The 13,506-nt window shown below is 62.5% G+C and carries 14 protein-coding genes; 4 read left to right on the forward strand and 10 right to left on the reverse strand.

Annotated elements, in window-relative coordinates; all coding sequences use genetic code 11:
* Window positions 1–25 precede the first annotated feature (25 nt).
* From lysA to argH, 4 genes are all read right to left on the reverse strand, one after another.
* The gene (lysA, locus tag BLQ98_RS00330; RefSeq protein ID WP_093731372.1) at window positions 26–1,291 is read right to left on the reverse strand and encodes a diaminopimelate decarboxylase; all 1,266 of its coding nucleotides are present in this window, start codon (window positions 1,289–1,291) and stop codon (window positions 26–28) included.
* Window positions 1,292–1,439: 148 nt separating this feature from the next.
* A complete protein-coding gene (locus BLQ98_RS00335; protein ID WP_093731373.1) occupies window positions 1,440–1,643 on the reverse strand; it encodes a hypothetical protein in 204 nt (67 codons plus the stop codon).
* Window positions 1,640–1,819, reverse strand: coding sequence for a hypothetical protein (locus BLQ98_RS00340; RefSeq protein ID WP_093731374.1), 180 nt, complete (start codon window positions 1,817–1,819; stop codon window positions 1,640–1,642). The genes BLQ98_RS00335 and BLQ98_RS00340 overlap by 4 nt, the downstream gene beginning before the upstream one ends.
* Window positions 1,816–3,207 carry an argininosuccinate lyase gene (argH, locus tag BLQ98_RS00345; RefSeq protein WP_093731375.1) on the reverse strand — a complete coding sequence of 464 codons (1,392 nt, stop codon included), beginning with the start codon at window positions 3,205–3,207 and terminating at the stop codon, window positions 1,816–1,818. The genes BLQ98_RS00340 and argH overlap by 4 nt, the downstream gene beginning before the upstream one ends.
* A 22-nt stretch (window positions 3,208–3,229) precedes the next feature.
* On the opposite strand from argH, the gene BLQ98_RS00350 reads away from it, so the two are divergent.
* On the forward strand, window positions 3,230–3,799 hold the full coding sequence (locus BLQ98_RS00350) for a TlpA disulfide reductase family protein (protein WP_093731376.1): 570 nt from the start codon (window positions 3,230–3,232) through the stop codon (window positions 3,797–3,799).
* A 30-nt stretch (window positions 3,800–3,829) separates the two neighbouring features.
* Here the strand turns inward: BLQ98_RS00350 and BLQ98_RS00355 are convergent, their stop codons facing one another.
* Entirely contained in the window at window positions 3,830–4,903 is a 1,074-nt protein-coding gene (locus tag BLQ98_RS00355; protein ID WP_093731377.1) for a Hint domain-containing protein, read from the reverse strand.
* Window positions 4,904–4,996: 93 nt separating this feature from the next.
* Window positions 4,997–5,914, reverse strand: coding sequence for a lipid A-modifier LpxR family protein (locus tag BLQ98_RS00360; protein ID WP_093731378.1), 918 nt, complete (start codon window positions 5,912–5,914; stop codon window positions 4,997–4,999).
* A 183-nt stretch (window positions 5,915–6,097) separates the two neighbouring features.
* On the opposite strand from BLQ98_RS00360, the gene BLQ98_RS00365 reads away from it, so the two are divergent.
* Window positions 6,098–6,622 carry a winged helix DNA-binding protein gene (locus tag BLQ98_RS00365; protein ID WP_174226595.1) on the forward strand — a complete coding sequence of 175 codons (525 nt, stop codon included), beginning with the start codon at window positions 6,098–6,100 and terminating at the stop codon, window positions 6,620–6,622.
* On the opposite strand, the gene eda is transcribed toward BLQ98_RS00365, so the two are convergent.
* Complete coding sequence (eda, locus tag BLQ98_RS00370; RefSeq protein WP_093731380.1) at window positions 6,619–7,266, reverse strand: bifunctional 4-hydroxy-2-oxoglutarate aldolase/2-dehydro-3-deoxy-phosphogluconate aldolase; 648 nt, start codon at window positions 7,264–7,266, stop codon at window positions 6,619–6,621. The genes BLQ98_RS00365 and eda overlap by 4 nt on opposite strands.
* Window positions 7,267–7,287: 21 nt before the next feature.
* On the reverse strand, window positions 7,288–9,087 hold the full coding sequence (gene edd / locus BLQ98_RS00375; RefSeq protein WP_093731381.1) for a phosphogluconate dehydratase: 1,800 nt from the start codon (window positions 9,085–9,087) through the stop codon (window positions 7,288–7,290).
* Window positions 9,088–9,260: 173 nt separating this feature from the next.
* Here edd and BLQ98_RS00380 point away from each other — a divergent pair, with 173 nt between their 5' ends.
* Both BLQ98_RS00380 and nagA read left to right on the forward strand, forming a co-directional pair.
* Complete coding sequence (locus tag BLQ98_RS00380; RefSeq protein WP_093731632.1) at window positions 9,261–10,148, forward strand: glucosamine kinase nucleotide-binding domain-containing protein; 888 nt, start codon at window positions 9,261–9,263, stop codon at window positions 10,146–10,148.
* Window positions 10,145–11,263, forward strand: a complete 1,119-nt coding sequence (nagA, locus tag BLQ98_RS00385; protein ID WP_093731382.1) for an N-acetylglucosamine-6-phosphate deacetylase — start codon at window positions 10,145–10,147, stop codon at window positions 11,261–11,263. The genes BLQ98_RS00380 and nagA overlap by 4 nt, the downstream gene beginning before the upstream one ends.
* A gap of 69 nt (window positions 11,264–11,332) precedes the next feature.
* On the opposite strand, the gene BLQ98_RS18560 is transcribed toward nagA, so the two are convergent.
* Together BLQ98_RS18560 and BLQ98_RS00400 are read right to left on the reverse strand one after the other, a co-directional pair.
* On the reverse strand, window positions 11,333–11,854 hold the full coding sequence (locus BLQ98_RS18560) for a UGSC family (seleno)protein (RefSeq protein ID WP_258182285.1): 522 nt from the start codon (window positions 11,852–11,854) through the stop codon (window positions 11,333–11,335).
* Window positions 11,855–11,878: 24 nt separating this feature from the next.
* Window positions 11,879–13,468, reverse strand: coding sequence for a TlpA family protein disulfide reductase (locus BLQ98_RS00400; RefSeq protein WP_093731383.1), 1,590 nt, complete (start codon window positions 13,466–13,468; stop codon window positions 11,879–11,881).
* Between the last annotated feature and the right edge of the window lie 38 nt (window positions 13,469–13,506).

A 13,506-nucleotide genomic window follows, 5' to 3' on the forward strand; every position in this document is an offset into this window, starting at 1 on the left:
CAAAAGCCGGACACGCAAGGCGCGGTCACAGCCATTCAGGAATGGTATCGCGATTTATCATTTCGTCAAAGGTCGGGCGTCGGCGGATAACCGCAAATTGATCGCCATGGACCAGCACCTCGGGGATCAGCGCGCGAGAGTTGTATTCGCTGGCCATTACCGCGCCATAGGCACCTGCGCTGCGAAACGCCACCAAATCGCCTGCAACCAGCTTTGGCATCATGCGCTGTTTGGCAAAGGTATCACCGGATTCGCAGACCGGCCCGACGATGTCATAGGGTTGCTGCTCGGCCCCTGCTTCGGCTTCGACGACGGGCACGATGTCGTGGTAGGCGTCGTACATGGCGGGGCGGATCAGGTCGTTCATCGCACCGTCGATGATCAGGAAATCACGGCCCTCGCCGGATTTGACATAGATCACCTCGCTCACCATCAGGCCGGCGTTGCCCGCGATCAGGCGGCCAGGTTCGATCTCGATCTCGCAGCCCAGATGACCAAGCGTCTTTTGCACCATCGCACCATAGTCTGTGGGCAGCGGCGGGGCGGCATTGCTCCGTTCATACGGGATGCCCAGGCCTCCGCCCAAATCCAGACGGCGGATGGTATGCCCGTCGGCACGCAGCTGTTCTGTCAGTTCGGCGACCTTCTGGTACGCCAGTTCGAATGGCGTCAGATCGGTCAGCTGGCTGCCGATGTGCACGTCGATGCCCACGACCTCTAGGCCCGGCATCGCGGCGGCCATGCGGTAGACTTCGCGCGCGCGGGCGATGGGGATGCCGAACTTGTTCTCGGACTTGCCGGTGGCAATCTTGGCGTGTGTTTTGGCGTCGACATCGGGGTTCACACGGATGGTGATCGGCGCGACCTTGTCCATCGACCGCGCGACGGCGTCCAGCACCTCCATCTCGGGTTCGGATTCGACGTTGAACTGCCGGATGCCGCCCTCAAGCGCGAGCCGGATTTCCGAGACGGTCTTGCCCACACCCGAGAACACGATCTTGTCACCCGGTACGCCTGCCGCCTTGGCGCGGAGGTATTCCCCGGCGGACACGACATCCATCCCCGCACCCGCCTGCGCCAGTGTCTTCAGCACCGCTTGGTTCGAATTCGCTTTCATCGCGTAGCAGACCAAATGGTCCATCCCATCGAGCGCATCATCGAACGCCTTGAAGTGACGCAAAAGCGTGGCGGTTGAATAGACGTAAAAAGGCGTGCCGACCGCGGCTGCGATTTCGGAGATGGCGACATCTTCGGCGAACAACGCGCCATCACGGTACAGGAAATGATCCATGTTTTCGGGCTCCTAAGCTTTTCCCGCCGAAAGCTGCCGGCGATATTTTAAAGGCGGCGGACCGCAGGAAAAAAGACAGCGGCGGACCATTGCCTACCCCAATATCAAAGGGCGCGGGAATGGCAATCAGCGCCAGTCGCCCCAAAGGTCAGAACGTCTTGGAAACACCGACATCCACATACCCCGAGACATGCACCCCCGGTTGGTAATTGCTGCGGTTCTTGCGGGTGCTGGTGTCCGTCGCGGGCGGATAGGCGCGGCTGTCATAGGCAGATGGCGCATGGGCTTGCGGGCCGTCACAGCCCGCCAACACCGACACCGCTACCACGGCCAGAACCGCCGCGCGGATCATAGCGCCGCCCCCAGACCCAACCGGAACGGGCCGCGGCCAAGGGTGACAGCCGTTCCGACCGACATGCCCGACGACGACAGCGTCACCGTGCTATTGACCTGCGGCGGCACGGGTTCCCCGTCCACACCACAGGCGGCGAGGGTCAGCAACAAGGCAATAACGGCGACGGGTTTCATCCGATGATCCCTTTCCAGCGGGCCACCTGCGCGCGCACTTGGGCAGGTGCGGTCCCACCATAAGACATACGCGAATTGACGGAATTTTCCACGCCCAAAACGTCAAAGACATCCGCCGTGATGTCGCCATGCGCCGATTGCATCTGTTCCAGCGTCAGGTCCGGCAGGTCGCAGCCGTTCTGTTCGGCCAGTGCTACCAACGATCCGGTGATGTGATGCGCATCGCGGAACGGCAGCCCCAGCACGCGGACCAGCCAGTCGGCCAGATCCGTCGCGGTGGAAAAGCCCGACCCCGCCGCTGCCGCAAGGCTTTCGCGGTTGGCGGACATATCCTTGACCATGCCTTCCATCGCGGCCAGCGCCAGCATCAGGTTGTCAGCGGCGTCAAAGACCTGTTCCTTGTCTTCCTGCATGTCTTTGGAATAGGCCAGCGGCAGCCCCTTCATCACCATCATCAGCGCCACATTGGCCCCCATGATGCGACCGATCTTGGCGCGGATCAGCTCTGCCGCGTCGGGGTTCTTTTTCTGCGGCATGATGCTGGACCCGGTCGAGAAACGGTCCGACAGCGTCACAAAACGGAATTGCGCCGACGACCAGATCACCAGTTCTTCGGCGAAACGGCTCAGGTGCATGGCGCAGATCGACGCCGCGCCTAGGAAATCCAACGCAAAATCACGATCACTAACCGCATCGAGCGAGTTGGCCGACGGGCGGTCAAAGCCAAGCGCCTGCGCCGTCATGTCGCGGTCGATCGGAAAGGACGTGCCAGCCAGTGCCGCAGCGCCCAAAGGCGATTCATTCATCCGTGTCCGTGCGTCCCGCATCCGGCTCAGATCGCGGCCAAACATCTCCACATAGGCCATCATATGATGGCCCCAAGTGACCGGCTGCGCGGTTTGCAAATGGGTGAAACCGGGCATGACCCAATCGGCCCCGGCCTCTGCCTGGTCCAGCAACGCCTTGATCAACGCCAACAATCCGCTTTCGGCGGCGTCGAACTGGTCGCGGGTCCACAGCTTGAAATCTGTCGCCACCTGATCGTTGCGCGACCGGCCCGTGTGCAGACGCCCTGCCGGTTCGCCGATGACTTCTTTCAAGCGCGCCTCGACGTTCATGTGAATGTCTTCCAGCGCGGCCGAATACGCGAAGGTGCCGCCCTCGATCTCTGACAACACCGTGAGCAGGCCTTTTCGAATGGCGTCGGCATCGCTATCACTAATGATGTCTTGTGCAGCCAACATGGCGGCATGGGCACGCGACCCGGCAATGTCCTGGGCGGCCATACGCTGGTCAAACGAGATCGAGGCGTTGATCGCCTCCATGATCGCGTCCGGTCCGGCGGCAAAACGGCCACCCCACATTTTGTTCGAAGTCGTATCAGTCATCAGGCAACCCCTCGGAGGGAAAATGAAAAAGATTATGCTCGCGCTCGTTTATACGGCCCTTGCCCTTGGTGCAAACCCCAGCTTTGCGCAAAGCGCCGACATCAAGCCCCTGCGCGACGGCGATATGAAGAAACTGGTCGTCCACGGTTCCCCTGTTGCCACCTCCTCTGTCGCATTCCAGCTTGAGGATGACGGCGGCGAAACCACACTTGAGGCGTGGCAGGGCAAATATGTGTTGATCAACTTCTGGGCCACATGGTGCGCGCCGTGCCGCAAGGAAATGCCGCAACTGAACGCGCTGCAAAAGGAATTCGGCGGGGATGATTTCGAGGTGCTGACAATTGCGACAGGCCGCAATACGCCTGACGGGATCAAACGGTTCTTCGCGGATGCCGGTGTCGACAGCCTACCCCGTCACCAAGACCCCAAACAGGCGTTGGCCAGCCAGATGGGCATTTTTGGGCTACCGATCACCGTGGTGATGGACCCTGAAGGCCGCGAGATTGCCCGCCTGCGCGGCGATGCGGATTGGTCCAGCGACAGTGCAAAAGCCATCGTTCAGGCGTTGATCGCGGGCAAGACAGACAGCTAACCCTACCGCAAAGCAGGCGGTCCGGCGGCGTCAGGCGGCGTGCGCCAGGATCGCCGCTTCGGACATCGACAGGTTGCGCCGGGCATAGCCGCCATAGGTATGCGGATCGGACCCGATCTGGGGGAACTGGTCCAGCAGACGCGCACGGTCGGCGGTGTCCAATGCTTCCAGCGCGGCAGAGGCCGGGTGAAAGCTTTCCGTCTCGACGCCATTGGCCCAAAGCACCTCGTGGAAATCAAGCAGCAGGTGGATATAGGTCACCTCGCGCGCGTGGGCATCGATCGTGACACTGCGCCCGTTCACCAGATCACGCGCGGTGACAAGCACCTCGTCGGTGTTAAACAGCGCGTGCGCGACGGGGCCTTTCACCAGCATCCGGTGGCTGGGCGACACCAGCAAATCCGCATCAGGCCGCGCAGCCCCCAAAGCATTGGCACGAAAGCGGACAGGCCGCAGCTGAGGCATGGCGAACAGACGTGCGCCGCTCATCCGGCGGCTGCCAATCCAGCGCACGGATTGCAGGCCGTTGTCCTTCGTCTGGATCAAATCGTCTTCGCGCAGATGCTCGATGAGACGGGCACCGTCGGCGGTGCGGATCATCGTGCCGGGGGTAAAGCAGATCACACCGCTGCTGTATTGCGCCGCCCGATCCGCCGCGGCGGTGTTCAACGTATGCTCGACGACCCACAGATCGGTATTGCGCGGCGGCAGCGCGTCAAGGAACATCAGCAGCGGCTGGCTGCCCTGCCCGACCTCGATCACCGTCACCAGATAGCTTTGCGCACCGTCGGTTACGGTAAAGCTGTTGTCCATTAACGGGGTGTCGCGGTCGCTGGCAAAGGTCCGGTGTGGTGGCACGGTACCGTCCAACGCAGTCCCCACCAAACGATGCACCATCCGCGCAGCCCGTCTGCGCAGATCACCTGCCTCGTCTGCCTGATCCAGCCGCAACACGTCATTCGGCCCGTCAACGCGAAGTGAATCGCCCCGCCACGCCCAAGCTGCCCCTACCTTCAGGGATTGCACCGGTGCGGCGTCCAGCCCGTCTATTTCTGTCTGCGACCAGCTTATGACAAACGTGCCTCGAAAGCCCGTTTTGACCACTGTTCGTGCCTCGTCGTATTATTATTGCCCCAAGGCTATCAAAACCGTTCCCCGCTGGAAAGAACGAATCACCCTATGCACGGGGCTTGCGCGTCAGAAGTCGAGCTTGATGCGCACAGAGCCGACCAGTTGGTTGTCGGGCTGCGTCTCGTATTCCTTGCCCAGCCACGTCAGACCATAGAAGGCCGACGCACGCCTGCCCTGCCAATGCACCCCCGCACGCACACGATCCCGGCGCGGTGTCAGGTCATAGCCACGGTCCGACGGCAGAAACACACTGTCGCTGACCCGCGCCATATCCGCCCCGATAACAAAGCCGAACCCTGTCGCGTCGGTGTTCTGCACCACGCGGTAACGGTGGCCGGTGGTGCTGTCGCGCACCAAAAGCTCGCCCCGCGTGATGTCGCCAAAGGTAAGATCAAAGCCCACGCGCATGAATGTCTCTATCCCCGCCTGCCCTTCGACAAAGGGGCGCAACGTTGTCCGCGCGCCAATCGGAAAGCTGCGAGCCGTCTCGACCAGAACCGTGGGGTGAAAGCCGTTTTCGATCTGGTTATCCAGCACCTGATCCGAGGGCGAGGTCGCGTCGATTAGATCGTGAAGCCCCCGTTGCAGGTCATCCAGATGGGTCTGCGGACCGGTGGCATAGATCGCGGCCCCGACCGAATATTCGACGCTGTCACGTTCGAAATGCGTGTGCACCCCGGCAGACAACGCACCGGCCCAAGGGCGCGATCCAGGTCGCGGGCGACGCAGGCTCGCGGGGGCCAGCAGCTCTACCCCCAAACGCAGCTCGATCAACTGCCCAAAGCGGTCTGGCAAGCGACCTGTCCATTCTGGCCCCCAGACACGCGAGGACACGTAGGAACCGGTCCGCTCGCGGTCGCGGAACTCTGCGATGGCGTCATTGGTGATCAGACGGCCATAGCCGAGGCGCATCCGCTCTGTCGCTTGTGCATCCATTGGCAGAAGCAAAAGTGCCGCCAGCACCGGCACAAGAAATCGCAGCATCGTCTATCCTATCGCGAGGGCCTCGGGGGCAGTTACCATCTGCCCCTTGCTACCGCGCCCCGTCACGCCACACCATCCTCGGCATATTTTTCTATGGCAGGCGTGTCCTTGGCGCACAGACCGATTGCACCATACCGGCAATTCGCTAACATAACGACAGTGAAAACCAGTCTTGAGGCCCCGATGTCAGACCCAAAATCGCACCCATCCCGCCGCATCGTATCGTCCCGTCACCTTGCCGAGGGCGAAGGATGGGAGGCGTCCGAGCTCGAATATGGGATGATCATCGCCTACAACGCCTTCTCGCGCTGGATGTCGCGCTGCATGGCGGCGGCGGGCAATGCCGATCTGACGCCGCTGGAAATACTGGTGCTGCACAATACCAACCACCGCGACCGTGAAAAGCGGCTGACAGACATCTGCTTTTTGCTCAACATCGAAGACACGCATACGGTGAACTATGCGCTGCGCAAACTGCTGAAATCCGGCCTGCTAGAGGCCGAAAAACGCGGCAAAGAGGTGTTCTATCGCACCTCCGCCAGCGGGGCCGAGCTGATAGAGACCTACCGCGCGGTGCGCAACACTTGCCTGATCGACAGCATGGGGCGCACCGATATCAAGGGCGACGACCTGCGCGAGATCGCGGCGCAGCTGCGCGCGATCTCGGGACAGTATGATCAGGCCAGTCGCGCCGCGGCGTCGCTTTAACCACGGCTGCCAAGGGTGCTGGCGGCGCGGGCCAGTTCGGTGATCGCCGCCCAATCGCCTTTGCGCATCAGGTTGTCCGGCGCGACCCAGCTGCCGCCCGCGCAAACCACATTGGGCAGCGACAGATAGCTTTCCGCATTCGCGGGGCTCACGCCGCCCGTGGGGCAGAACCGCACCTGAGGCAGCGGCGAGGATAGCGATTTCAGGAAGGGTGCCCCACCCGCAGCTTCGGCGGGGAAGAACTTGAGCATATCATAGCCGCGTTCATAAAGACGCATCGCCTCTGACGCGGTGGCAGCACCGGGCAACATCGGCAAATCCAGATCTTCGGCCGCCTGAAGCAGTTTATCCGTGGCACCGGGGGACACACCGAATGTCGCGCCCGCATCCACCGCACGCTTGACGTCATCAGGCGTCAACAACGTGCCCGCCCCCACAATGCCGCCTTCAACCTTTGCCATTTCGGAAATGACCTCAAGCGCGGCGTCCGTGCGCAGCGTTACCTCTAGCGCGGGCAAACCGCCGGCGACCAAAGCTTCGGCCAAGGGACGGGCATGCAGCACGTCATGCACCACCAATACCGGCACGATGGGCGCACGTTTACAGATGGCATAGGCAGCAGCGCTGGCGTCTTGCGGGGTCATCGGATCATCCTTTGGTCAGGTTCAAATGCTGCTGGCGCCGGTATCGGCCGTGCCAACTGTGTTGCGGAAAGTGGCAAACAGCTCGCGCCCCTGCCCGTATTCATTGCCCGACAGATCAGCCGTGGTGACCGGACGCTCCATCGCGCCGGGGGTCAGGACCGTCAGCTGCCCGTCGCGGGCATCGACGCGCACGATATCACCGTCTTGCAAACGTGCAATCGGTCCGCCGTCCACCGCTTCGGGGCAGACGTGGATCGCGCTCAGCACCTTGCCCGACGCGCCGGACATGCGCCCGTCGGTGACCAGCGCCACTTTCAGCCCCCGCGCCTGCAGGTTTGCCAGCACCGGCGTCAGGCTGTGCAGTTCGGGCATGCCGTTGGCTTTGGGCCCCTGAAAGCGCACGACGACGATGACATCCTCGTTGAACTCACCATTGCGATAGGCGTCTTTCACGCTTTCCTGATCATGGAACACGCGGACCGGCGCTTCGACGATGTGATGCTCCGGCTTCACGGCAGAGACTTTGGTGACCGCATTGCCCAGATTGCCCGCCAGACGTTTCAACCCGCCTGTGGGCTGGAAGGGATCGCCAATGGGGCGCACGATCTTTTCATTGAGCGTCTTGGTCGGCCCCGCCACCCATTCGACAGCGCCGTCTTTGAGCTTGGGATCTTGGGTATAGCGCGACAGCCCCTCGCCCGCGATCGTCTTGACGTCGTCATGCAGCAAGCCGCCCGACATCAGCTGCCCGATCATAAAGCCCAAGCCCCCCGCCGCGTGGAAGTGGTTCACGTCAGCCAAGCCGTTCGGATAGACCCGCGCCAGCAGCGGCGTGACATCAGCAAGGTCCGAGAAATCCTGCCAGTCCAACACGATACCACCGGCCCGCGCCATGGCGACAAGGTGGATCAGAAGATTGGTCGACCCGCCCGTCGCATTCAGCCCGACGATGCCGTTCACATAGGCCTTTTCGTTCAGGACATCGCAGACAGGCGTATATTCATTGCCCAGATGGCTGACAGCCAAAGCCCGCTGCGTGCCCGCCACCGTCAGCGCATCGCGCAGGGGCGTATTGGGGTTCACGAAAGACGCGCCGGGCAGGTGCAGGCCCATGAACTCCATCAACATCTGATTGGTGTTGGCCGTGCCATAGAAGGTACAGGTGCCCGGCCCGTGATAGGCCGCCATTTCCGAGGCCATCAGCTCTTCGCGGGTGGCTTCGCCTGCGGCAAACTTCTGGCGGACGATCGCTTTGTCATCGTTGGAAACACCCGATGTCATTGGCCCCGCTGGCAGGAAGATCGCAGGCAGATGACCAAACGCCTGCGCGGCGATGACCAATCCCGGTACGATCTTGTCGCAAACCCCCAGATAGATCGCGGAATCAAAAGTGTTGTGGCTCAGCCCGACCCCCGCTGCCATGGCGATGATATCGCGTGAAAACAGGCTCAGCTCCATCCCCGGGGTGCCTTGGGTCACGCCGTCACACATGGCAGGCACACCGCCGGCAACCTGCGCCGTCCCGCCCGCCGCGCGCGCGGTGTCGCGGATCAGGGTCGGAAAGCGTTCAAACGGCTGGTGCGCCGACAGCATGTCATTATAAGTCGTGATAATCCCGATATTGCCCGTCGATTGCGTCGCCAGTGCCGCCTGATCCTGCCCCGCACCGGCATAGGCATGTGCCTGCCCGCTGCACGACAGATGCGCCCGCGCGGGCCCGTCTTCGGCGGCGCGACGCATCCGCGCAAGATAGGCATCACGGCTTGGCGCGCTGCGTTTGATGATCCGGTCGGTGACGCGGGCTACGGTCTCGTTCAACATCAGGCTTCCCTTCGCGGCGGGGGTTGGCCCTAGGGGCTTCCCAGCAAATACGTAAGTATGTTAGCGCTAACTTATCACACCGGAGTGCCGTTTGCAAACCCGTTGCCGCCGCTGGCAAACCGAAGGGTGAAAATTGCCTTTCCCCGCCAAAACAGGTGGCCTACACCAATCAAATGACACAAATTGATCCTCCCTTTCTGATCGGCGTCGATGGCGGCGGCACCGGATGCCGCGTCGCTGTTGCCACCCCCGATGGCCGCATCCTTGCCGAAGCCACAGGGGGTCGCGCGAATGTCAGCACAGACTGCGCCGCCGCAATCGATAACATCCTGACCGCCACCCGCGAGGCAGTTGCGCAGGCGGGTCTGGACCTGTCCCATATGTCCCGCGCCGTGGCGCATCTGGGGCTCGCAGGGTACACAGGGCCCGAATGGGGCCCGCGCGTGCAGGCCGGTCTGCCCTTTGCCAAATCCGTCGTGACCGAAGACACCACCACCACCCTCGTCGGTGCCGTGGGTGCGCAAGACTGCTATCTGATCGCGCTTGGCACAGGCACCATTGTGGGCCGCCAGAGGGCAGGTGTGCAAACCTGCATCGGCGGCTGGGGCTATCAGGTGTCGGATCAGGCCTCTGGCGCGTGGCTAGGGCACGGGGTGCTTGAACAGACGCTATTGGTCGTTGACGGGATCACCCCCGCCAGCCCGCTTTCACAACAGATGCTGGATAGGTTCGGCGGCGGCACGGGCATCGTCCAGTTCAGCCTCAAGGCGCGACCCGGCGACTTCGCCACTCTCGCCCCTGATGTGGTACAGGCCGCTACAAAGGGCGACAGCATCGGGCGGGCGCTGATGGCACGCGGGGCTGACTACCTGACTCGCGCCCTCATCGCGCTGGATCACCAGCCCGACGACCATCTGTGTCTGACCGGAGGGGTCGGCCCGCACTACGCCGCCTATCTGCCCGAAACCCAGACCGCCCATCTTATCGATGCCAAGGGCCGTGCATTGGATGGGGCAATCGCGCTGGCCCTGCGCGCAGCCCACGAAGGAAGTCACCCATGATCGCCTATACCGGAGCCCGTGTTTTCAACGGCCAGACGCTGCTGGTCGATCATGCGCTGGTGGTCGATGCCGGCGGCGCGACCAACATCATGCCACAGGCCGAGCTGCCACAGCGCACCAAGACACATCCGCTTGCAGGCGGCATCCTGTCGCCCGGTTTTGTTGATCTGCAAGTGAATGGCGGCGGCGGGGTGATGCTGAACAGCGCCCCTGATCTGGCCACGCTGCGTATCATGGCCACAGCGCACCGGCGGCTTGGCACCCATGCGCTCCTGCCCACGCTGATCACCGATACGCCCGCCCACAGCCGCGCCGCCATCGCCGCCGTGACCGAGGCGCTGCACCAAGGCATTCCTGGCATCGCGGGCCTCCACCTAGAAGGGCCGCATCTGTCCGTTGCCCGCAAAGGGGCGCATGATGGTAACCTGATCCGCTCTTTGACGGCTGACGATATATCGATGCTGACCGACGCTGTCGCGCAAATCCCGAACCTGATAATGACCCTCGCCCCCGAGAACGCCACCCCCGACCAGATCGCGGCGCTGACCGAGGCCGGCGTACTGGTATCGTTGGGGCACAGCGATTGCGACTATGATACGGCGATGCGCGCATTTGATGCGGGCGCCCGCATGGCAACGCATCTGTTCAACGCCATGAGCCAAGCCAACGCCCGCGCCCCCGGTCTGGTCGGGGCCGCGCTGGATCATCCGCGCGTGGCCACGGGGCTGATAGCGGATGGCGTGCACGTGCATCCTGCGATGATCCGCGCCGCACTTGCCGCCAACCGTGGCGCGGCAGAGGTATTTCTAGTGACCGACGCAATGGCGACCGGCGGCTCTGACATCACGAGCTTCACCCTGAACGACCGCGAGATTTTGCGCCGCGAGGGACGGCTGACGCTGGCCGACGGAACGCTGGCAGGGGCCGACCTGAGCCTGCTTCAAGCCGTGCGGTACATGCATGAAACGGTGGGTGAACCGTTAGAGCGACCCCTTGCCCGCGCCACGGTGATCCCTGCCGGCATGCTGCCGAAACCTCCGGAACTGGACCAGGCCACAGCGATGATCTGGATCAAGGATGATCTGTCAGAGCTGCACTGGCTAACCGAGCTGTAGCCCGCACACCCCATGCCCACGAAAAAGGCGGCGCAGGCCTCCCCGCGCCGCCCCATATTTTTGCGTCAGTCACGCGTCGCGCAACGCACCGATGATCTGGTCGAACGCCTCGCGGGCCTTGGCCCGCATTTCGTCGTCCGTGGCATCCTGAATAGGATGCGGCACCAGCACATAACGCGCGCCCTCCATGCCTAACGCCTTGCGCTGCGTTTCAGCGGCTTGGCCAAACACGCTCGAAGCGATGGAAACAGACGGGATCCCCTGGATTTCAAACCAGACTGTATCGTGCATACTGCACGTGGTACATGATCCTCAGTCCGCCAGCCCTTCGACCAGAAAATCGCATTCATCGCGGATCTGGTGGCGCAGCGTGTCGGGGCACGGTTTGGCGAAAGTCGGCTTTGTATAATGCCGGATCTCAACGCCGGGTGCGTTTTCGGTCAGCAACCTGTCCAGTTCATCCAGCAGGATATTGCCACGTGGCTTGCTGATATTCAGCAGCCCGACAACCCCCTGCACCGAACCGGAACGTTCGCTGATCTGACGCGCGACGGGGACACGTTCGTCCGTCGGGTCAAGAATTATTGTCATTCACGTCCTCCTCTGCTGTGAAACCTAGCCCAGATCGATCTTTCTGGAAACGGAAATCGACCCCACTTCGCCCGTGGCCCACCCGTGGAACGCGGAGGAAAATTTGCCCGCATCCCCACCAGCCACGACGATATGGATGTATTCCTTACCCGCGAATTTGGGGGCAAGCTGCGCCAGTTTTTCCGGCCCCATGCGTTCGGCATCCGCCACGGGGATACCCGCACCCGAATGGTCATCCTGCACCATCTCGGACAGCGGGCGCGCGGTGACCTGCTGAATGCGGTCGCGCAGCCGGTCCTTGGAATAGGGGCCATCGACGGTCAGCGTGTTGATATGTTCCGGGCAGACCACCAGCAGCGCGTCAATCGGCAGGTTGTGCATCTTGGGCAGGAAAACTCCTTCAAGCCCCTGCCCCAACGACCCTGCAATCTGATCCGGCCTGCGCGAGGTCTGGTCCACCAGATGCACCGGCCCGCCGGTCATGGCAAAGACGGTCACGACCGAATCCTCCGCCTTGAAACCACGCTCCACATGCAGCGGCTCCCAGGGGGAGCGTTCTTCGTTCTCGGCAAAGCACATGGTGTATTTCATCGGATTGCCCAAAACCGACCGTTCGACGCCGCCCGTAGTCGCGCCGCCGACATTGCGGATGATCAGCCGCAGCGCGCGCCCGATGGTGGCGTTGGCACGGTTCCCCGCGCCCAAAGCCCCCAAGCCGCCGTTCAACCCGATCTTGTCCACGATCGGCCCGTTCACCACCATAACCGTCGCCGCGCCCATGGTTGTCGCGGTGACCCCGTGGATGTTGAATTCATCCGTGCAGACGGCTTCGACGGCTGCGATCACCACGGGCAGATATTCAGGCTTACATCCCGCCATCACGGCGTTAATCGCGATCTTTTCGACCGTAGCGGGCCCCATATTCGGCGGCACTGTGGCGATCACATCCTGCGGATCACGATGCGTCCCCTCAAGCATGCGGATCACCCGTTCGGGCGTCGGCGGGACCAAGGGCAACCCGTCCGAGAACCCTTGATCGAACATGAATTCAGCCATGTCATCGCCGCTGGCGACCTCGACCTTGCGGGCGCGCAGACGGCTGCCTTCGGCCTCTGCCCGCAGCGCGTCGTACACCTCTGGGTCAAAGTGTTTCGACCCGCATCCGGGACGCCAAGCGGGCAAGCTGTCCCAATCGACCTGGGCGGCAGCTTTGCCGGTGGCACTGGCCATCTGGTCGGACAATGCCTGCCAGTCATCGCGCACAAACCCTTCGAAGTGGGTAACAACAGCACCGCTTTCATCAATCCAGTAAAGCGCGGGCACGATCTCGAAATCCCAGCTGAACGAGGTCTTGCAGCCCGCATCCTCCAGCACCGGCATGGTCAGCCCGTGACGCTGTGCGAAATCGGCGTTCTTCTCGCCGGACTGCCCCGGCACCAGAAACCGCACCGCATCGCCATAGGCCTGCGACAGCGTCTGCAGCACCGGCCCCGCGATATTGCAGGTCTCGCAATCCTCTTTCACGAAACAGACCAGCGCAGGGCCCGTGCCGTCAAAATGATGGGCTGCCCCTTGCAGATCCTTCAGGATAAATTCCGGTTTCTGATCGCTCATGTCGCCCCCTCCCAAGTATGCCGCTGCATACTGTGGGG

The organism is Sulfitobacter litoralis (assembly GCF_900103185.1).
GTDB lineage: Bacteria > Pseudomonadota > Alphaproteobacteria > Rhodobacterales > Rhodobacteraceae > Sulfitobacter > Sulfitobacter litoralis.